Origin of the sequence: Granulosicoccus antarcticus IMCC3135, assembly GCF_002215215.1 — a bacterium.
Lineage (GTDB): Bacteria > Pseudomonadota > Gammaproteobacteria > Granulosicoccales > Granulosicoccaceae > Granulosicoccus > Granulosicoccus antarcticus.
This window is the reverse complement of the sequence record NZ_CP018632.1, coordinates 3,613,158-3,632,409: the sequence shown is the minus strand read 5'-3', so window position 1 is coordinate 3,632,409 and position 19,252 is coordinate 3,613,158. Positions and strand designations below refer to the sequence as shown.

At 52.5% G+C, this 19,252-nt stretch carries 19 protein-coding genes; 10 read left to right on the top strand and 9 right to left on the bottom strand.

Features of this window, described 5'->3' with window-relative positions:
* Window positions 1-5: 5 nt before the first annotated feature.
* Both IMCC3135_RS15565 and IMCC3135_RS15560 read right to left on the bottom strand, forming a co-directional pair.
* Window positions 6-3,110: an efflux RND transporter permease subunit gene (locus IMCC3135_RS15565; RefSeq protein ID WP_088918465.1), complete on the bottom strand. Its 3,105-nt coding sequence runs from the start codon at window positions 3,108-3,110 to the stop codon at window positions 6-8.
* Window positions 3,107-4,246 (bottom strand): efflux RND transporter periplasmic adaptor subunit, encoded by a 1,140-nt coding sequence (locus tag IMCC3135_RS15560; protein ID WP_088918464.1) that lies wholly within the window; start codon window positions 4,244-4,246, stop codon window positions 3,107-3,109. Before IMCC3135_RS15560 ends, IMCC3135_RS15565 begins: the two co-directional genes overlap by 4 nt.
* 279 nt (window positions 4,247-4,525) lie before the next feature.
* Between IMCC3135_RS15560 and IMCC3135_RS15555 the strand changes: the two genes are divergently transcribed.
* From IMCC3135_RS15555 to IMCC3135_RS15545, 3 genes are read left to right on the top strand one after another with little or no spacing between them, the layout of a single operon-like run.
* Window positions 4,526-5,242: a MotA/TolQ/ExbB proton channel family protein gene (locus IMCC3135_RS15555; RefSeq protein ID WP_088918463.1), complete on the top strand. Its 717-nt coding sequence runs from the start codon at window positions 4,526-4,528 to the stop codon at window positions 5,240-5,242.
* Entirely contained in the window at window positions 5,232-5,651 is a 420-nt protein-coding gene (locus IMCC3135_RS15550; protein ID WP_157736012.1) for an ExbD/TolR family protein, read from the top strand. Before IMCC3135_RS15555 ends, IMCC3135_RS15550 begins: the two co-directional genes overlap by 11 nt.
* Window positions 5,648-6,037, top strand: coding sequence for an ExbD/TolR family protein (locus IMCC3135_RS15545; RefSeq protein WP_088918462.1), 390 nt, complete (start codon window positions 5,648-5,650; stop codon window positions 6,035-6,037). Before IMCC3135_RS15550 ends, IMCC3135_RS15545 begins: the two co-directional genes overlap by 4 nt.
* 15 nt (window positions 6,038-6,052) lie before the next feature.
* Here IMCC3135_RS15545 and IMCC3135_RS15540 read toward each other — a convergent pair whose 3' ends face one another.
* Both IMCC3135_RS15540 and IMCC3135_RS15535 read right to left on the bottom strand, forming a co-directional pair.
* Window positions 6,053-7,042: an alcohol dehydrogenase catalytic domain-containing protein gene (locus IMCC3135_RS15540; RefSeq protein WP_088918461.1), complete on the bottom strand. Its 990-nt coding sequence runs from the start codon at window positions 7,040-7,042 to the stop codon at window positions 6,053-6,055.
* 589 nt (window positions 7,043-7,631) lie between these two features.
* The gene (locus IMCC3135_RS15535; RefSeq protein WP_088918460.1) at window positions 7,632-8,030 is read right to left on the bottom strand and encodes a hypothetical protein; all 399 of its coding nucleotides are present in this window, start codon (window positions 8,028-8,030) and stop codon (window positions 7,632-7,634) included.
* A 162-nt stretch (window positions 8,031-8,192) separates the two neighbouring features.
* On the opposite strand from IMCC3135_RS15535, the gene IMCC3135_RS15530 reads away from it, so the two are divergent.
* The gene (locus IMCC3135_RS15530; RefSeq protein ID WP_088918459.1) at window positions 8,193-9,035 is read left to right on the top strand and encodes a PhzF family phenazine biosynthesis protein; all 843 of its coding nucleotides are present in this window, start codon (window positions 8,193-8,195) and stop codon (window positions 9,033-9,035) included.
* Window positions 9,036-9,147: 112 nt separating this feature from the next.
* A complete protein-coding gene (locus IMCC3135_RS15525) occupies window positions 9,148-10,125 on the top strand; it encodes a hypothetical protein (protein WP_088918458.1) in 978 nt (325 codons plus the stop codon).
* A gap of 54 nt (window positions 10,126-10,179) precedes the next feature.
* Here IMCC3135_RS15525 and IMCC3135_RS15520 read toward each other — a convergent pair whose 3' ends face one another.
* Window positions 10,180-10,728, bottom strand: coding sequence for a methylated-DNA--[protein]-cysteine S-methyltransferase (locus IMCC3135_RS15520; RefSeq protein WP_088918457.1), 549 nt, complete (start codon window positions 10,726-10,728; stop codon window positions 10,180-10,182).
* 258 nt (window positions 10,729-10,986) lie between these two features.
* On the opposite strand from IMCC3135_RS15520, the gene IMCC3135_RS15515 reads away from it, so the two are divergent.
* Complete coding sequence (locus tag IMCC3135_RS15515) at window positions 10,987-11,991, top strand: Gfo/Idh/MocA family protein (RefSeq protein ID WP_088918456.1); 1,005 nt, start codon at window positions 10,987-10,989, stop codon at window positions 11,989-11,991.
* A 270-nt stretch (window positions 11,992-12,261) separates the two neighbouring features.
* Window positions 12,262-13,005, top strand: a complete 744-nt coding sequence (locus IMCC3135_RS15510; RefSeq protein ID WP_088918455.1) for an exopolysaccharide biosynthesis polyprenyl glycosylphosphotransferase — start codon at window positions 12,262-12,264, stop codon at window positions 13,003-13,005.
* A 52-nt stretch (window positions 13,006-13,057) separates the two neighbouring features.
* On the opposite strand, the gene IMCC3135_RS15505 is transcribed toward IMCC3135_RS15510, so the two are convergent.
* Both IMCC3135_RS15505 and IMCC3135_RS15500 read right to left on the bottom strand, forming a co-directional pair.
* A complete protein-coding gene (locus IMCC3135_RS15505; protein ID WP_157736011.1) occupies window positions 13,058-14,053 on the bottom strand; it encodes an alpha/beta hydrolase family protein in 996 nt (331 codons plus the stop codon).
* 154 nt (window positions 14,054-14,207) lie between these two features.
* A complete protein-coding gene (locus tag IMCC3135_RS15500; protein ID WP_157736010.1) occupies window positions 14,208-14,558 on the bottom strand; it encodes a hypothetical protein in 351 nt (116 codons plus the stop codon).
* A 362-nt stretch (window positions 14,559-14,920) separates the two neighbouring features.
* Between IMCC3135_RS15500 and IMCC3135_RS15495 the strand changes: the two genes are divergently transcribed.
* The 3 genes from IMCC3135_RS15495 to IMCC3135_RS15485 all read left to right on the top strand — a co-directional run bounded on the left by IMCC3135_RS15495 (window position 14,921) and on the right by IMCC3135_RS15485 (window position 17,098).
* Entirely contained in the window at window positions 14,921-15,136 is a 216-nt protein-coding gene (locus IMCC3135_RS15495; protein ID WP_205738065.1) for a hypothetical protein, read from the top strand.
* A gap of 445 nt (window positions 15,137-15,581) precedes the next feature.
* The gene (locus IMCC3135_RS15490; protein WP_157736009.1) at window positions 15,582-16,193 is read left to right on the top strand and encodes a putative quinol monooxygenase; all 612 of its coding nucleotides are present in this window, start codon (window positions 15,582-15,584) and stop codon (window positions 16,191-16,193) included.
* Window positions 16,194-16,255: 62 nt separating this feature from the next.
* Window positions 16,256-17,098, top strand: coding sequence for an acetolactate decarboxylase (locus IMCC3135_RS15485; RefSeq protein ID WP_088918451.1), 843 nt, complete (start codon window positions 16,256-16,258; stop codon window positions 17,096-17,098).
* A gap of 43 nt (window positions 17,099-17,141) precedes the next feature.
* Here the strand turns inward: IMCC3135_RS15485 and IMCC3135_RS15480 are convergent, their stop codons facing one another.
* Window positions 17,142-17,309, bottom strand: coding sequence for a hypothetical protein (locus tag IMCC3135_RS15480; RefSeq protein ID WP_205738064.1), 168 nt, complete (start codon window positions 17,307-17,309; stop codon window positions 17,142-17,144).
* A gap of 62 nt (window positions 17,310-17,371) precedes the next feature.
* Entirely contained in the window at window positions 17,372-19,090 is a 1,719-nt protein-coding gene (locus tag IMCC3135_RS15475) for a hypothetical protein (protein ID WP_088918450.1), read from the bottom strand.
* Window positions 19,091-19,252: the final 162 nt, after the last annotated feature.

The following is a 19,252-nucleotide window of genomic DNA, read 5'->3' as shown; positions in this document are numbered from 1 at the left end:
TGAAATCAAGCGACGCTAACCGGAACCTGACGCTCCTTGCTCAGACGTTTTGCCGACTTACCCGGCTCATTTCCCCAAACGGCAATCCAGCGGTAGAAGACCGGTGTCAGGAACAGGGTGAAGGTTGTTGCAAAGCCCAACCCACCCACAATGACCCAACCCACGGCGATGCGCGCCTCGGCACCGGCACCCGAGGTGAAGATCAAAGGCAGGCCACCACAGACGGTCGAGACCATCGTCATCATGACAGGCCGTATACGCAATCGCAGCGCATCACGAATAGCGGAATCTATGTCCTGGCCGGCCTCGCGTAACTGATTGGCGAATTCGACGATCAGAATACCATTCTTGGCCATGACCCCAATCAGCATGACCAGACCTATCTGACTGTAGTAATTCAAGGAGCCACCGGTCAGTGAAATAGCCATCAACGCTGCGGCCAGACCGAATGGCACGGTCAGCAAGATGACAATGGCGCTGACAAAACTTTCAAATTGTGCTGACAAGACGAGGAATACCACCACTAACGCCACGCCAAAGACCAGATAGAATCCTGCCTGACCATCTGCAAGCGTAGCCGCCTCACCCGTGTAGGTGATGCCCATACCGGCTGGTAGCATCTCTGCTGCCAGTGAATCCAGCTGCGCCATAGCCGTGCCGATGTCGACACCGCTACCCAGGTTGGCTTGGACTGACACAGCCAACGAACCCCCTTGTCTTTCGATTTGCGAGGAACTCACGATGGTATCAAGCGTTGCGACCACCGAAAGCGGCACGTATTCCCCACCTGGCAGGCGCAGAAACAGTGACTCCAGATCGGACGGGTCATTAATGGGCGGACCACCAGGCACCAGATTGACATCCGTCTCTGTGTCGTCCTGAAAGACGCTGACGGCAACGCTGCCCTGCACCAATGCGCTGACCGTCTCCGTTATTTCAGCTTCCGTCAGACCAAATGCGCCAGCCATCTCATCGTCTACGCGCAACTCGAGTTGCGCCTCAACGCTGTCGTTGGAAAGCTGTGGATTGACAAAGGCCTGATCCCCGCCCATGGCTGCGACCAGATCTTCAGCCGCCGCAGTCATGTCACCTACATTCTTGCCCGTCACCGCGAAGGTCAGCCCCTGACCGGCGCCACGGATGTTCAGGCTGTTGGTTGTGCGTGCCGAGACCTGAACGCCTGGCACCGACGACAGTTGCTTGTTGATTTCGGCAACCGTGTCCTGCTGCGAGCGATCACGATCGGCCCAATCGGGCAAGCGCACGATGATAATGGCACTCGTGCCGCCTTGAATACCGATGATGCTCTGCACGCTGGCGATCTCGCCACTGGCGCGATAAGGCGCCAGAATGTCCTCGATCTGCGCGACCTGCGTGTCCAGGTATTCCGTTGTTGTGTCGCTCGGTCCTCGCGCCTGGATCAGAAAGAATCCACGATCTTCACTGGGCGTGATTTCGGATGTCAGTGTGTTCGCCGCACCACCTGCAATAAGTGCGAATGCGATAGCTATGGCCAGTACCAGCACGGGAGTTCGGATGGCCCAATCCATGATCCGTTCAAACCCTTGTGCGAGCAGACCCGGACGCTGGGGTTCAGCACTCTGTTTGGCATCGGGTTTTCCCGGATCCAGCAAGGCTGCCATTACAGGGGCGAGCGTCAACGCGGTAATGGACGACAAGGTAACCGCAAACGCCAGCACAAAGCCGAATTCGGAGAAAACGCCGCCGGCCTGACCCGGCAGGAATGAGATAGGGATGAAAACGGCTGCAAGCGTCGCCGTTGTTGATATCACGGCGAAGAACACTTCGTTAGTGCCTTCGGCAGCGGCTGCAAACGCACCCATGCCCGCCTTGCGTTTGCGCACGATATTTTCGATCACGACGATGGCATCGTCCACCACCAGTCCCGTGGCAAGAACCAGCGCCAACAGACTGATGGTATTGACCGAGAAGCCTGTCAGCCAGATAGCCGCCAACGTACCGACCAATGCCACCGGGATGGTAACTGCCGGAATGATGGTGGCCCGGAAGGAGCGCAAGAAAGCAAAAATGACCGCGATCACGATTACAGTTGCCAGCAAGATTGACTTTATGACCTCAGAGATCGAGTTTTCAATGAACACGCCGTCGTCGGTGGTAATGAGTAAATCCACCCCCTCTGGCATGTCATCTTGCAGTTCGGCTACCGCAATGCGGACAGCTTTTGAAATCGATAATGTATTACCGACAGACTGGCGTGTGATATCCAGACCAATGGCTGTAACGCCATTGACGCGGGCTGTGACGTCGTTATCTTCAGCCGTCAATTGAACAAATGCGATGTCCGAGACGCGCGTCGTTGCGTCGACCGGGATCTGTTCAACCGTTTCGATCGTTATGTCCGGATTGCCAACGCGCAGCGCCAACGCCTGAGAGCTACCTTCAATAGAGCCCAGCGGGGTGTCATCACGCAAGGCTGACAAGGCGTCAGACACGTCAAAGATGGTTAGTCCACGACTCATGAGCGATGGAATATCAAGCGTGACACGGAACTCGTCTGCACGGTTGCCTTGCACAGTGACCTCCGCGATGCCATCAATAAGCGACAAGCGATCATAGATCACCCCCTCAGCCAACGCTGTCAACTCGTCCAGGGTGGCATCACCCAGAATGGCGAGACGAATGATGGCGTCTGAATTGGTGTCGCTTTTGGTGACTTGCGGATCATCGATATCATCGGGTAGCTGACCCAGCGTTGCCGACACGATTTCACGCGCCTCACTGGCGGCGATATCCACGTCTGTACCATCGGACAGATCGATTGTGATTCTGCTGGAACCGGTTGATGACTGCGACTCCATATAGGAGACGCCATCAAGGGCGCTCAAGGCATCCTCCAGCACTTGTGTGACGTCCTGGTCTACCGTGGCAGGAACGGCGCCTTCGTAGTCTGTGCGTACCGACAGAACGGGCTGGTCGACATCGGGCATTTCACGCACATCGACACTGCTGAGTGCCGCAAGCCCTGCGATCAGCACCAGAAAGTTGAGGACCATGCCCAGAATGGGGCGCGCGACAAACAGATCCGCAAAACCGGATCGTCCCACCCGGTGCAGGTTGCTATCGGTCATGCCGGTTCCTCGGGCCGTGGCCTTCTTTCGGCTCCATCCACAAGCAACGCTCCACCTTCACGTAATTTTTGCGCACCTTCGGTAACAATGGAGCTGCCCTCGGCGATGTCAGTTTCAATCCAGACCCGATCACCTTCGCGATACAGAATAGTGACAGGCACACGAGCAGCAACGCCGTCCGTGTCTGTCCATACGGCAGAACCGGCACGACTCCAGGTAATGGCGGTTGCAGGCACTGCCGGCAGCTTCTCGATTTCATTGACCAGGCGTATGGCGAAGGTCATGCCAGACCACAACTTGCGATCAGGATTGTCGATCCGTGCACGTACTGTCACGCTACGCGTCACGCTATCCAGGCGACTGTCAAAAGCAAAGATCTCACCTTCAAACGTCCGACCGGTGAAAACCGGTGTGTTTGCCAGGACGGCGCGGCCTTTTTCCAACAGACCGATGGATCTCTCCGGAAGTTCGAATTCGATCAGGAGTGTTTCCGTATCATCAATGGTGACAATCACCTGCTCGGCGCTGATCCGGTCACCGACCTCCACATCACTCAAGCCCAGACGACCGTCAATTGGGGCACGAATGGTCCGGTCTTCCAGAGCAATTTTGGCCAGGCCAACAGCCGCCTCAGCCAAACGCACCGCAACATTAGCATCGGCAACATCAACGGCTGTCACGTAAGAGTTTGTCAACAGGCCTTTATAACGCTCGACGGTCTGCTGGGCCTGATCCAGCTCGGCTTGCGCAATCTCCAGATTGAGGATCTCGGTCCGGTTATCCAGCTCGACCAGGATGTCTCCTGCAGCCACTTCAGCATTGGCCTCTATCAACGACTCCGTCACTTCGCCGGCAACGATGGCAACGACATTGACACTGCGCTGCGCAACCGTACTGCCGATGGCGCGCAGAATATCGGTATAGGGCTCTTGCTTGAGAGGTTCGACCACGACAGTCGTCGCGCCACCCCCTGGACGTTGTGGCCTGCCAGCCGGAGCCCCGGGGCCTGCTTTTTCAGCCACCGTTTCTGATGCACCGGGCAAGAGCCCGGTCAGTGACGCTGGCATGCCAAAGGACAGCACATAGGCACCCAGTATCACAGCGCCGGCGAAAAGCAGGCTGACTAATTTTTTCATTGAGATAACTCGTGTAATTGGCAATTCTGCCTATCCTTATTTCAGTATCGTCTGCCTGTGTGCATGCTTGAAGGCATGCAAGACCGAAGGGCATCTTGATGGCTGGCTATCTGTGACTGAATAGGCGTTTGTCGATCAGAGCGCTAAATGCCTTCAGCGGAGTAGATATGAATTGTGGTTATCGAATGTGCAAAGAATGTGGGGTTTGCGGTTTTTCCAGTCACAACTGCTAATGCTAGACTCCTCCCAATCAAAGCGGCGAAGCGCTGACAATCACTAATGGCTGACACAGACTCAACCCTGGATTTTCTTAACCTGCTACAGCAGCTTGCTCAACGTGGCGGGCCTGTTGTTCTGGTATTGCTGCTGATGGCAGCTCTGGCAACTGCCATTTTCATTGGCAAGTCGCTGCAGTTTCACAGGCTTGACACTGGTAAGAGCAGTAAACTGTATGCCAGCCTGCGCGAATGGCGTAAGGGTCACTGGCAACAGGCATTTGATAACCTGAAAGCGGTGCCGGATCATCCGGTTGGTCGTGTGATGAATGCAGGCATGCGGGGCCTGCTCGCGGACAAGAAAGAGGCTACTGTCCGTGAAGAGGTCACACGCATTGCCCGCAATCATCTGGAACGTTTACGCTCGTGGTTACGTGCTTTGGAATTGATCGCCAGCTTAAGTCCTTTGCTGGGCTTGCTGGGCACGGTCATAGGCATGATTGAAGCCTTTCGACGCCTGGAGTCTGCAGGCAATCAGGTTGATCCTGCCCTGCTCTCTGGCGGCATCTGGCAGGCTTTGCTGACCACCGCTGTTGGCTTGATAGTCGCCATCCCCGCACTGGTCGCTCATCAATGGCTGGAACGTCGCGTGGAGCGCTGTGCGCATACCATGGAAGATTGTTCGACTCGGATCTTCACCACGTTTGATAAGAGCCTGCACGAAGCTTCAAAGGCCAATGAGCCTGCGGTCAGTGCCTTGCAGGAGACTGATGATGACTGATGAGGTGAGCTTCCAGTTTTATCAGCCTCGGACAGGCTCTCTCATCAGCCTTACACCACTGATTGATGTGGTGTTCATCCTGTTGCTGTTTTTCATGCTGGCCAGCAACTTCAATGTGGAAACCAGTTTTTCTGTTCAATCGGCGGGCAATCAGTCGTCGGCTACGGCAAGTACAGAACTTGCAAGCCGTGTTCGCTTGTTGGGGAATGACAATTTCGAACTGGACGGCCAAGTGCTTGATCGCACCGGTCTGATTGAGGCACTCAAGCAGCTAGATATCATTGATGCTGGTCGCGCCCTGTCGATCAGTGTTGCCGAGGGCACTCGGGTTCAAGAGCTACTGGAGCTGATTGCCCTGGCAGAGAGAGTCGGACTGACTCGCGTGACCATGGAATCGTTGTTGCCATGATCTTTCGCGATGAGGCTCCCCGCAAAACACCGCAGCTGGATCTCACACCACTGATTAATGTTGTCTTTCTCCTGCTGGTGTTCTTCATGCTGACAGGCTCTTTGACGCCTGCTGATAGCCTGGAGTCTGCCAAAGTGGACTCGCAAAACCCCGTTGAAGAAGGTTTGTTGATTGTGTCAGTGAATCAGGCAGGCGTTGCCATGATCAATGCTGAATTGCTCACCGATGAAGCCTTGATCAAGCAGCTAGCTCTCTATGCGCAAACCGGTGGCAAGGTGGGTATCAAGCCTGATGCCCGACTGGATGCGCAGCGGCTGGTGCAGCTGACCGCCCTGCTGCGTCAGGCAGGCTTTGATTCCATGACGCTGATTACGCAACAGCGTTAGGTTTTCTAGCACCCACTACCCCGGCACAACAATAGCCCGCACCTCACCCTCAGGTGCGGCATTAGCAATGACATCACTCGCTTCCTGTAAAGATATCCTGCGAGTAATCAGGGCTGAAACGTCGATCACACCTTCTGCAATCATTCGCGATGCACGGGCATGTGTAAACGGATTCAGGAAACTGAAGTGCATCTGGATTTCCCGAAATAGCAGATCAAAAGGCTCAATGGAAACTTTTACGCCATCTGCTAGAACACCCAATACCATAATGCGTCCGCCAGATCGTGTCAGTCGTGGTGACATGGCAACCGTTGCACTGACACCGGCACACTCCACCACAAGGTCAGCGCCCTCTGGCCACTGCTCTAGTGCCTCGGGCTCTGTTGCGGCAACCAGATCAGCGCCTAGGGCTCGCCCCAGCTGCTGCTTGCTTGCAGAGCGTGTTAGAAGCATCACTTCGCATCCGGCTAGCTTTGCCAACTGAACAGCCAGTAGCCCGATCACCCCTCCGCCAATAACCAATACTCGTTCACCAGACTTTGCTGCCCCGATATCCATGCCATGTAGGGTGCAGGCCAGCGGTTCACAGAAGGCACCGAAAAGTGGATCTAGATCCAGAGGCAGAACATGCGCTTTATGCGCCGGGAAAGCACAGTACTCTGCGAATCCTCCATCTCGGCCAATACCTGTGGCAATGTTGTTGGTGCATAGATTGACTCGTCCTCTCTGGCATTGGTAACAGGCCCCACACCAGGTGTTGGGATCACAGGTCACTCTTGTCCCAACAGCCAGCTCGGAGGCTCCTGCATCCACCACAATGCCGCAGAACTCATGGCCCAATGTCGTACCAGCAACCGATGGAAATTCACCCTTGAACAAATGCCGGTCGGTACCGCAAATGCCGGCGGCTTCTACCTTCACCACAATGTCGCCTGGACCAGGCACAGGCTCTGCCACCTCGACAGTGCGAATATCTCCGACCTTGAAAAGCCGTGTTGCCAACATCTCATTTCCCCCAAAGGTGCAACGCTCATTATCAACCGCCACGAGCCTCGCTGCAAGGTAGGAGATGCTCCATAATGTTGTCTTGCCGCCACCAGAGCAGCCTGATATCACCTACAAAGTGAATTTTTTCTCTTACCCGTATGGGGAATAACAATAACCGACTTTTTTTCGTATGGTATTCCACGATGCATTCACTTTTGCACGCCGCGACACAACGTCGCCAGGGAGTACCGTCTATGAATAGATCACGTACACCGATCGTATTACTTACCTTAGCATTTTGCTGCTCATCTTACGCTCTGGCAAAACCCGAGTGCCAGTGCAGAGCTCCTGATGGGAGCATGAGAGATATGGGAGCTGTTGAATGTTTCGATGTCGGCGGCACATCAAATCTGGTTCGCTGTGAAATGTCTACAAACACCCCATTCTGGAAAAAGATCAATGGAGTGGAGGGGTGTCCAAGCGCATAGCGCTGCCTCGTCCTCATAGAACATAACCGCCTTGGTGCACTAATAGCAGACAACCGAAAACAGCGCAAAAAACCCACACCCCGAGAACTCATCCTATCTATTGGACGAGCGCCCACTATTCAACGCTCATGTGATTCATCACTGGAACCGCACTTCGGCGAACTCCCCAGCACCCGGTTTGCGATCGGATAGATAACGCCGCTCAGTATCGAAAACGACACGAACAAGATCAGGACTACGACCAGCTGCCACGAACTGCTACCACTAGCGATCAATAACAATATTGTTGTCACAGAGCCAAAAACCAGTCCCGCATAGGACCAATGAGGTGTACGTCCTATCGCCCAGAGAAGTAGGTGCAAAGTCATTCCACACACACTCAACAATAACCCTGCAACGATAGCTGCCGCACCGGGACCAATAAATGCCACCAATATCCCGGAGCTGGTGCTTAAGAAAAACCAGACAAGCATGGCCAACAAGCATCGTGCAAATTCTGGGCGCTGACTTTCTATCATTTATTATCCACTAACGTTGAAACCCATTGAGTTACTGATAGAGGAAAATCAACTAATTCCTGTGTTTAAAGATGTGCAAGTAACAGATGATGGTAATCCATATTGTGCGACAGCGTTCTGATATGCTCAACCAGCCGCTTGAACACCCTGGAAGAGACGCTGATGACACGAGTACGAAGATTCATGCAGGTGGATGTTTTCACGGCAACTCCAACACGTGGCAATGCGCTGGCAGTCGTACTTGATGCGGATGGACTCACCGACGAGCAGATGCAAGTGTTTGCCCGCTGGACCAATCTGGCTGAAACAACGTTTTTGTTTCCACCCGATAATGAGCAGGCAGACTACAGCTTGCGCATCTTTACGCCGGTACGAGAGATGCCCTTTGCCGGACACCCGACGCTCGGTAGCTGTGCTGCGTGGTTACGCGCAGGTGGTACACCCAAAAATGCAGGCTCGGTCATACAAGACTGCGGTGTAGGTTTGGTTGAAATAGACCTCCAGGGCGAGGTACCAGCATTCGTCGCACCGCCGACAGCAATCGATGAACTGCCCCCTGCCGATGCGAAACAATTGGCAGAAGCACTCGGTCTGCAAGCGGCAGATATTGTTCGAACTGCGAAACTGAATAATGGGCCGGTGTGGCAGGTCTTTCAGTTACGATCTGCAGCAGCGGTGTTGGCAGCAAACGCCGCTGCTGTCAATTGGGCAACGCACAAGCCCATTGGCCTGATTGGCCCTCACACATCTAATCACGAATGTGACCATGAAGTCAGAATGCTCGCCCCCTCAAGCGGCATGAGCGAGGATCCGATCACAGGCTCTCTGAATGCCGCTATTGCGCACTGGATGCAATCAATAGGCGAGCTGGAGCGGGATCTGATCATTGCTCAGGGTACGAGTATCGACAGGCAGGGTCGAGTCTATATACGCCGAGGTGAAGCAGGTCGTGTCTTGATTGGTGGTCAGAGTCACGTTCTGATTGATGGTGAATTGACGTTATAGCGAATGTGCAGTATTCATCGCGGCAAGAAGGACGAGGATAGGTCTCATATGTTAGATTTTGTTCAGCCGTTCGTCAGCACCCGACGTATCAGGAACAAAACAGGACAGCACAATGAGCATGATGCCAACACGAGATACCCTCCCTGAATTTGCCAAACATGCAGTCGCCTCGCCGATTGTGATTCTTGCATTGCTGCTGGCCAGCCTGCTGGGCATATCTGCCGCACATGCCGAAACCGTACAGGTTCCAGGCACGACAGTCAGCATGGATCCCCCCGAAGGCTTTGAGATTTCTGACACCTTTGCAGGCTTCCAGCAACTGAAAACCTCTAACAGCATTCTGGTCGTGGAAATGCCAAAGGAGGCCTACTCCGAGATCTCGACAATCTTCGAAAGTCAAGACAGCGCGGCTTCTGCATTGGCCTCGCAAGGCATCACTGTCACAGGAGTCTCATCCATTGACATCAATGGTGAAGCTGTCAATCTGGTGCAAGGTGTTCAGTCCGCCCAAGGGTTGGAAGTGGGCAAGTATCTGATGGTGCTCGATGGCAATATGACCGCGATGATCACCATCAATGTCATTGATGATTCGCTCAGCGAGAGCGAGGCTATCGATGCGCTGCAGTCAGTCACTCTTGGAACACCCGCCAGCCTTGAAGAGCAGTTGGGGCAGTTGATTTTTAAATACCAGGACGCGGCACCGTTTGTCCACAATCAGGTTATGGCTGGCTCGGCCGCTTCGATCAGTACGTTTGAAGGTACTGACCCCAGTGGCAAGAAACCCTTCATCATCATTACCAACTCTCTGAGTAGCTTTGAGCTTGGTGATTTGCAGGCAGCCTCCGAGATGATGCTGGCGCAAACAGCTGATCTTCAAGACGCCGAGGTCAGTACTGGCGAGATAGTGGAATCAGCGGGTGGTGATGCGTTCCGGGTAGAGGCCAGGGCGCCAGATATGCTGGCCATCCATTACTTGTGGGCCAGACCCGACAATAATTATCTGCGCCTGGCTGCGATGGGTGCCCCCGACCTGCTCGAGCCTCTGATTGCGCAGGTGGATACGGTTGCCAAGTCGGTGTCTTTCCGCTAGTTCAATGCAGTTTGAATGCTCTTGGAACTGATGCCTGATTGGGAATGGTCGAACTCACTCCCAATTGAATTGATATTGCTCACTATTAGTAGAAGCCATGTCCTTTCGCTCCAGCTCTAACAGCTGCTTTTTTACAGGCAGGCCACCCGCGTAACCAACGAGATCTCCATTACTTCCAATGATGCGATGACAAGGAATAATGACGCTAATGGCATTGGCACCGTTGGCACTAGCCACCGCTCGAACCGCCTTTTTGTTGTTCAAATTGATTGCCAATTGCAGATAGGTTGAGGTGAGCCCATACGGAATATCCAGCAGAGCGCCCCAGACACTTTTCTGAAATTCTGTTCCTACCATCAACAAGGGGATGTCGAATTGGCTTCTATCTCCACGCAGGTATTCATCGAGCTGCTCAATAGTCTGATCTATAAGATCATCCTCGCTTTCTACAAACTCAGCTGCAAGCCCCTTCTTTATTCGTCTATCCACAGCTTCTCTCATCCTTCTGTATCGCCAATCAAGCATACAAAGCTTGTTGTCAAAGGAGCCCAGGATCACTTCCCCTACCTTGGTCTTGTAATACCTGATATTGATCTGATTCATATCGTATAGTTTTTATACTAACGTTGCTTTCGAAAGAAAAATAGCAACCCTTCGCAGCCTTGGGCAGCAATCCACCGGGTGGTTGGCCAGTTTGAAGCATCGTACGCAGAGAGCGTATTAGTGTACACCTTGAACTACCTGTCATTTTCGGACAGAGAGCCACAGGAACGCCGAACAATGGATTTAGGTCAACGCAACTTCACCAGCTACCCCCTCAGTGATCATGACAATTTTCAGCGTATCTAACCAGAATGAGACATGAACAAAAAATATAACCTGGCGGTAGTCGGGACAAACTTCATCGTACCCAGGTTCATTGATGCAGCCGAGCGATCAGGCTACTTCCATCTGCATTCAATCGTGTCCAGAAAAACTCAATCAGGGCTCTGTTTTCGAAGTGCAAACGGATACGATTCAGATGTAGTTATCCATGAAAACATCGCCGACATGCTGAACGACGACAAGGTGGATGTTGTCTATCTGGCATCGCCTAATGCTATTCACTTTCCACAAGCAGCCGCTTGTATCAAAGCTGGAAAACATGTCATCGTTGAGAAACCGATGACATCCAATACCAGGGAACTGCTGTCACTTATTGCACTGGCGAAGGCAAACAATGTGTTGCTTATGGACGCCATGAAGTCTTTGCTATGTCCGAATTTCAGCATACTGGTAGACAACCTTTCGAGGGTCGGGCGAATCCGACAATGCACCTCGACCTACTCCAAAATATCCAGTCGATATCAAGGATATCTGGATGGCAATAACCCCAATACGTTCAACCGCATGCTATCGAATGGCTCCGTTATGGATCTGGGGGTCTATTGCATACATCCATTTGTTCATCTTTTCGGGTCTCCAGAACAAGTCCATGCTTACGCAGATCTGCTCGATTCTGGGGTCGATGCGGCAGGCATTGTCATCCTGAAGTATCCGCAGTTTCACGTAAACATCACTCACTCTAAAACCTGTGCCACAACAAACAGTAGTGAAATTCAGGGTGAAGACGGCACTATCGTAATAGACAATATTTCTACGCTCACCAGCTTGAAGTTTGTCGATAAAAAGGGGGAAGAGACTGAGATATCGGCCCCGCAGGATCCCAATTCAATTTTCTACATTGCGCAGCACCTGGGTGAAACAATCTCGTCCGGGCTCAAGGAATCTGCTGTAAATACTCATGCGCTCTCGACCAAGGTACTGACTGTTCTTGACGAAGTCAGGCGCCAGACGGGTGTCAGGTTTCCTGCTGACGATCGGTAATTGCCCTGGAACGACCGATCCCCAGGCACTACACTGACTACCAGAAACCGCTGGACTTGCCCCCTACAAGTGAAACAATGTGTCCCTATGCCATTTTGCAGCACTGCAAGCAGACTCTGTAATAACATTCACATATCGTAATCACACGCGACCGATGTCACTAGTCAAAATGCACTGGCGCGGTACGATCAGTTTCAAATCAAGTCTTTCAACACTGCACACCCCAAGTGCCTGCGGTGTCATGTCCTAATCGGATAAACGGAGAATCAGGTGTCTAGCGCCAGCGCAACTAAAAGCAAAATCAATACTTCAATCATCAATGCTGAAAGTGCTAACGCATCACACATCGCTGAGCAGCCTGTCGAAGAGCAACATCTCGGTACTCTGGCTCACAGTGATACTTCGACATTGCAACCCATCACTGGAGTCAATGCAGCAATGAAGCGGCTGGAGGATTTTGTCTTCGGCTCTGTCGCACTGCTCATTCTGTTCCCTCTCATGGCTTTGATCTCCATCGCCGTGAAACTCGACAGCACAGGACCGGCACTCTTCTGCCAGGCACGCAGTGGTCGTAATCGTGAAATCATCATGGTCTACAAATTTCGCACAATGTATCAAAGCGGCTCACAAGAGTTCAAGCAGGCTCAGAAAGATGATCCACGCATTACCCGCGTAGGCGCTTTCCTACGCAAGACCAGCCTTGACGAGCTGCCACAACTGTTCAACGTGATTCAGGGATCAATGTCCATGGTCGGTCCTCGCCCCCACCCTCTGAAGCTGGACGAAGACTTCAAATATGTCATCCCTGCTCTGCCTTCTCGCTATTGCGTCAAGCCGGGTATCACCGGATGGGCTCAGATCAATGGTTTTCGCGGCGAAACTCGCCGAGTCAGTGACATGGTGTCGCGCATCGAACACGATCGTCACTATGTAAAGAACTGGAGTCTGTTTCTCGATATCAAGATTCTTGTCATGACAGTCTTCAAAGGCTGGGTTCACAAGAACGCTTACTGATACACCCGTACTGGAGGGATGAACTCGGTGCTGTTCTGTTTGATTCTGTGACCTATTCTCCTTTATCGTTCACTGACAGAAGAAACGACTCGACCTTATCCACGACTTCCAGATGAGCAAGCACCCTCTCTTCTCTTGAATAGCCGCATAGGTCGGGATTGCCTCCATCATCAACAAGAATGGTCGGCCCAGCTGGTGTGCACAGACCGAATCCATCAAACAGGTTTGCTTCCTGGGCGACTGAGTGAGTGACTTTCTTCGTCTGAATAGCACTGCTGCTCTGCTCATCCCTTCCCAGATTGATAAGCAGCGACTGCGCTTCAATGGTGTCACCGCCATTCGAAAATGCAGCAGCGTATTCAGGGTTGATCGCTACCGCAAGCTTTACCCGTGTGTCACGTCGAGGCGCAATTAGCTGAACCTGATCAACCGTATCCAGCGATACATTCTGTGCGTTGTACCAGGCGCAATCAGGGGGATTCTTGAGCGAGTCAGCGCAAGATTGAATGAAGCTTGGCGCATCGAACTCTCCGCCAGCCAGTGCAAGCGCAGCCGTACCACCCAGCGCATACCCAACGACAGAGATGTCCTGCAAGTCCACACGCGCTGAGTAATCAGCGTTTTCCAGAATGGCATCCAGTGCTCGGCTAATGTCATCAGGACGTTGCCAGATCTCGTCCACCGCCTCCGTTGCCGAATGTGGGCGCAATCCATTGATCTCAACGGCAATCCGGCCAGCCTGCGCCAATGCCGAAGCCAACCAGGCCCCCGAGTTGTCAGCAGATCGCAGGCCACCATGTGAGACGAGCACAAGCGGGAGCTTTCCGCTGACGATCGGTGCATTTTGCACTGCAGACACTCCCATGAATACGGCGCTGCCGCCGATCTCTTCCGGAGTTCCGCTTGTTGCTGGATACCAAACCGATAATGACAATGCTTGGCCAGAACCAGCGCCCTCAACCTCAATAGTTGAAACGCCGAGCAGCTCATCCGCATAGGCGGTGCCCATGCAAGCAACAAAAAGAAAAATACTGAGTGGAACTCTCATCGTGCCATCCCTGAGTGAAGAATCTTAAGCCCTATAACAGCCACAGATGATACAGGCATAGAAGGTTCGCCTATCACATTGCGATAATTGCCTGTAGATGTGCTATTGAATTGACCGGCGACTTCTCAACGGACTGAAGATCAATCAGGGGTGGTTATCGGTCGAACGCAAAACCGTTGACCAGAACTTCATTTTGGTTATCGATGAGAAACAACTTCCAATGCACTGTGTTTTCATCGTTCTCGTAGTTGACCTTCCAGACCAGCACGTGGTTATCGTTTTCTATTGAATGGCTTGAATATTTGCTTGAAAGCAATTTCCCCAGGCGGTTCTGGACTTCTACTGCCTCGTCAAAAATCTCTACTGTCATCCATTCGTGCAAGTAGGGAAAGTACTGCAGTAGCTCCTCACGATCTGAATTCTGGAATGAGCGAATAATCTTGTCGAAAATCGGCCTACCTATGTGCTCGGCATTTTCATCGCAGATTTTTAGTTGTGCTGTCACAGTCCTTCTCCTCTCGTTCAGTTCCTTCAGGGCGATGTTGATGCAAGAAGACGATCGTCCTGGCATCGAATCTCTAATTCATTCATGCGTCATTGAGGCCTGCGTTGCGAATTCAATGCATGGTACGGTATGGGCTAAACTGCATCGCGTTCACCGCACAATGGGTATGGACATGACGATGAGCTTACGCTTGCAGAATTGAAACTATTTTGCTGTGACACGTGATGTCGATTTTACTCTTCTGAGACAGGATACCTTTATGACCACGCCCTTCGTGCCGGATGATTTTGATATTCCACTTGAGCTTGGAACTGAGCACTTTCGGTTAGAGACACTCGGGCCGCAACACAACGAGCGCGACCATGAAGCGTGGATGTCCAGCATTTTCGGTACTTGATGGCGACGAGATTGTCGGTGCTGTCTATGTTTACCCGTCCCAGGAAGAAGGCTACGACGCCAGGGTGAAGTCATGGGTTATCGCATCCCGGGCCCAACTTGACAAAATTCTATGGGAGAGCATGTCGACTTGGCTCATCGAAGCCTGGCCTTTCGACTGCGTGCACTACGAGCGCCGCTGAGGTCATTACTGCGCCGGAAAAACCGCAGTACCTATGAAGTCCGAGAATCATTGACCGAGTGGTCGTTGACATGGGTTCCGTGCCCCTCGCGACCCTTGCCGCTCATCAGTGGAATCAGCATCAAGATCACATGGAGCCTCGCGTTCTTTGGGCTCATTTCTCTGATATCGAGGCTAGCAGACCGAAATAACCGGCTCCACCTACGCATCCATACGCACTGTCGATGCTTGATTCTTTCGTTTCTCGGGATAGTGAATCCCGTAGTTCGTGGTTACTCCTGACTGGGTATGTCGATAGTATTTCTCGCAGGTCATCTCTGCCTCTCAACGTGCCATGGGAGATGAGATCACAACGGGCATTTGATCAACAATCAGCACAAGCCCCGCCGCGACACTACCCGTTCAAGACTCACGTCACCCACTGCCAACACTTCGAGAATACCCTCATGATCAACCGTGTCATAAAATTCACCGTACCATCCGAGCAGGTCAGCGGCTTCAAGGCATCGTTCGCCATAGCCAGTGCCGGTGCATTACAGGAACCCGGTTTCGAACAAGCCAGGCTCTTCGTCACTCGTGCGGATTCGAACACATTCTTTGCCTACGAGCGCCTGCTGGACCAGGATACCCATGCTGCCATGCCGCACACACAGCAACTGTTCGAGTTTCTGGCAAGCTCCGGCACTCAGGTCGAGCAGTTCAACCTCGGCGAGACGGCACCAGCCAGCACCCTGCCTGCCAATACCGATGGCGGCAGCGACGAGTTTGCAGTGTTCTTCATCTTCAAACTGCGGGCAGGCTTCCGGGATCAAGTGCTGGAACAGTTCGCCGAGCACATCAAACAGGCTCGTCAGGAGCCGGGCAACGTCGTCTTTGATCTGTATACCATCGACGGTAGTGACGACACCCTGATGGTCTATGAGCGCTGGGAAAACGAGGCGGCGCTGATGGAGATACATTTCTCCCAACCTTACGCTCAAAAGACAGGTGCATTACTGAACGATGCCGTGGCCGGAAGCCTGGAAGATGCCATGCATTTCGCCACTGAGATTCGATAGGCACGTTCTGCCTTCATCACAAACGTCACGCCCACATCGATCACCTCAATCCGAGAACTCACATGATGCTCAAACACAGGCACACTCTACTGGCAGTCGTTAGTACGATCGCCACACTACTCTCTAGCGCAAACGCCACCGCACATGAGTCAGACGACCATGCAGAGATCACTGCCAGCACTGGCGACAGGAAAGCCATCGAACAGTACGGGCTGCCACTGACACTGATGAACACCATCTATGAAGGCCAGATAACGGCTGCCGAGATGAAATCACTAGGCACTCTGGGTGTTGGCGTCAGCAACCACTTGAATGGCGAGCTGACAGCCGTTGACGGAATCGTGTACTCGATTGCCGCCGATGGTACCGCCACAGTTGCCCCAGATGATCTGCAAGCTCCTTACATGTCCATGATCAACTTCGAACCGACCCGAACTGTCACGATCACGGACATCAGCTCTTTCAAAGCGCTCGAACAAGCGGTTTTGGACAATATCTCATCAGCCAACACTCTGCACGTATTCAAGGCGAAGGGCGAATTCTCGTTTACGCGTCTGGCCTCCGCCCACGGAGTCGAAGATGAGAATGTGGACTTCTTCGAATACCTGGGAAGTCGACAGATGTACAACCTGGAGCATACCGTTGGTACCATCGTCGGCATCTACACACCCGCCTATCTTGGCACCATCAGCATCCCGGGCTTGCATTTTCATTTTCAAAACGAGGACAACACCATCGGTGGACACCTCGAGGACATTCGCTTTGACAAGATGCAATTCGATGTACAAGAAGTGGACCGCATCAACGTAGCGCTGCCGAACGTGCAGAAATTTCGTGACATCGACATGAAGATGATTCAACCGCCTTCAGGAGCAGGCGCAGGCGGAAGCAAAAAAGAAGAGTAGTTGACAGATCTGCACCTGGCTGAGCTGCAACGCTCCGCGTATCTCACCAGAAGTCCCTGTGACCTTCAGCAACTTCCTCTTCCAACTCGGCATATGCCCCCCGGGTCAGAACTTTTCTCTGACTGGCTGCGAATACTTTTTCGCAGGCCAGATCCAGCGTCAGGTTCTCAGGGTTATCACCGGTCAAGACAGCCTCATCTGTAAACGCCACTGCGAGTCTGTGACGGATTCCCCCTGAATCGCAACTTCGATTCAGGGAGAATAGCGCCTCGGCTATTGCAGATAATTATCAGGGCAATCGAGCCTTCCTGTCAGATCAGATCGGTAATAAAAACAACTGAGCTCGCCGTATCCGAATGGAAAGGAATAACTTTCCTGTTGCAGTTGCGCCTGATCTCCATTTGCCGCTGTGTAGTTAAAGTCAGCAAAGAGCGCCCAGAAATCTTCAGGATCGACAAAAGGGTTGGCATTCTGATACAGAGAACTACCATCTTCTGCCAACATCGCTATTGAACCGTTGAAGGGCATGAAGGGTTCAGAGCCCCAGCTCAATACGGGCGCTGTCGTGATAGTCACTTTCTGATCGCCGGTTTGCGCATTGCGAACGATGCCATTGACCTCAAGTGTCTTCCAGGGAGCGGCAAGAACCGTGGTGTTATTCAAGGTCTCATAGTTGAATGTGACATCGGAAATCGTCTCCTCTGTCGGAACACCAGGCAACTTTTCCCGAAAGTCGGCAATTGTGGCGCTGCGCAGATAATTGAAGTCGTAGCCGTCAGTATCCTTTGTCTGTCCATTAGCTCGGTACTCTACGCCGTTATCTCCGATAATCGAAAACTCATCAAAAACGTTTGTGCTTTGTGAGTCACCGTAGCTGTAGATGATATTGGTTTGCAGATTGCCATTCAGTTCATAGGTTCCGTCCGGTAGCAGACCGTTCTGCAAGCTCATTCGACATTGGTCAAATACATAGCCATTTTTATCGGATATTCCACCGATAACACTTCCGAATGAGTCAGTAAAGGTAGCTTCATTCCCGTTACCTTTTTCCAGTACGAAACTGCCACCGTTTTCACAGCTGTAGTACGTTCGCTTTATTGTCAACTCCGTGCTGATGTTGTCAGGATCCTGGGGCAGCGGGAAAGTCGCAGAGGTATTCTCCAGCTGGGTCGCCTCAGTTTGGTCATCCGGGCTGACATAAGGCACGAGCAGCGGGCTACGTTCGCCGGTTGAGTGATTGATGACCGTATAGCTACCGGGCAAAATATTGCATTCTGCCCCACCATTACACACTGATGCGTAGGTGTCGGCATTCTGCACCTGGTACCAACTACTGTCTGGCCACTGGATCGTTGTTTGTTGTCCGATGATGAACGCAAAATCGTCTACTACCACCGCAAGCTCGTCGAGCTGGAAACCGGCAGCCGTGACAATCAAATCTTGCGATATATCAAGCAGGTCAACGGTAGATAAAACCGGCGGCTCATCAATCTCAGTTCCACCGTTAACGACAATGTCGGTAAAGCGTTCGCCAGTAGTGTGGTTGATCACAATATAGACTCCGTCATCCACCGTACACGAAAGTCCGCCTTGGCAAATTGACTCATAGGTGCTTGCCGACTGTACCTGGTACCAACCATCGTCAGGCCATGAAATCGTATTGCCTTCAACCGAAACGACTTCCGCCATCGGCGCCTCGGGAACCAGAACATGGGTGAAGCGCTGACCCGTCGTGTGATTGATCACGATGTAGGAACCTGGCTCAACCTGGCAGGATCGAGTGCCCTCACAGATATTGGTCAGCCCATCGGCGCTCTGAACTTGATACCAGCCATCGTCCGGCCAGGATATTTCAGACCCTGTAACCACCGGTTGCGCTTGCGCCAGTGGTGCAGCCAGCAGGATGGCTACTGCAGCGGCAACGAGACTCACCTTGCTTGTTGTGACGGGGTAGTCACTCCCGCCTCTGTCCGCCATTTTGTACATGATCATGATTACGATGTCTCTGGAACACTGGCCCACTGGAACCGTTAAGGCATAACGGCATGCGTGAAGAGATCAGCCTGGCCGTCTTGTTCACTGGCGTGATTATTACTCTTTTAAGCGATCAAAAATCAACCCAGAGATTGGTAATTTTCCACTGTTTCCGACGCC

Excerpts from the sequence above, each read along its gene's own strand:
- IMCC3135_RS15520 (WP_088918457.1), bottom strand. The coding sequence starts at position 10,728 with ATGAATCAGATCAATATCAGGTATTACAAGACCAAGGTAGGGGAAGTG.
- IMCC3135_RS15525 (WP_088918458.1), top strand. The coding sequence starts at position 9,148 with ATGAGCATGATGCCAACACGAGATACCCTCCCTGAATTTGCCAAACAT.
- IMCC3135_RS15550 (WP_157736012.1), top strand. The coding sequence starts at position 5,232 with ATGATGACTGATGAGGTGAGCTTCCAGTTTTATCAGCCTCGGACAGGC.
- IMCC3135_RS15565 (WP_088918465.1), bottom strand. The coding sequence starts at position 3,110 with ATGACCGATAGCAACCTGCACCGGGTGGGACGATCCGGTTTTGCGGAT.
- IMCC3135_RS15490 (WP_157736009.1), top strand. The coding sequence starts at position 15,582 with ATGATCAACCGTGTCATAAAATTCACCGTACCATCCGAGCAGGTCAGC.
- IMCC3135_RS15545 (WP_088918462.1), top strand. The coding sequence starts at position 5,648 with ATGATCTTTCGCGATGAGGCTCCCCGCAAAACACCGCAGCTGGATCTC.
- IMCC3135_RS15535 (WP_088918460.1), bottom strand. The coding sequence starts at position 8,030 with ATGATAGAAAGTCAGCGCCCAGAATTTGCACGATGCTTGTTGGCCATG.
- IMCC3135_RS15505 (WP_157736011.1), bottom strand. The coding sequence starts at position 14,053 with ATGAGAGTTCCACTCAGTATTTTTCTTTTTGTTGCTTGCATGGGCACC.
- IMCC3135_RS15485 (WP_088918451.1), top strand. The coding sequence starts at position 16,256 with ATGATGCTCAAACACAGGCACACTCTACTGGCAGTCGTTAGTACGATC.
- IMCC3135_RS15475 (WP_088918450.1), bottom strand. The coding sequence starts at position 19,090 with ATGATCATGTACAAAATGGCGGACAGAGGCGGGAGTGACTACCCCGTC.
- IMCC3135_RS15560 (WP_088918464.1), bottom strand. The coding sequence starts at position 4,246 with ATGAAAAAATTAGTCAGCCTGCTTTTCGCCGGCGCTGTGATACTGGGT.
- IMCC3135_RS15515 (WP_088918456.1), top strand. The coding sequence starts at position 10,987 with ATGAACAAAAAATATAACCTGGCGGTAGTCGGGACAAACTTCATCGTA.
- IMCC3135_RS15495 (WP_205738065.1), top strand. The coding sequence starts at position 14,921 with ATGAAGCGTGGATGTCCAGCATTTTCGGTACTTGATGGCGACGAGATT.
- IMCC3135_RS15540 (WP_088918461.1), bottom strand. The coding sequence starts at position 7,042 with ATGTTGGCAACACGGCTTTTCAAGGTCGGAGATATTCGCACTGTCGAG.
- IMCC3135_RS15555 (WP_088918463.1), top strand. The coding sequence starts at position 4,526 with ATGGCTGACACAGACTCAACCCTGGATTTTCTTAACCTGCTACAGCAG.
- IMCC3135_RS15530 (WP_088918459.1), top strand. The coding sequence starts at position 8,193 with ATGACACGAGTACGAAGATTCATGCAGGTGGATGTTTTCACGGCAACT.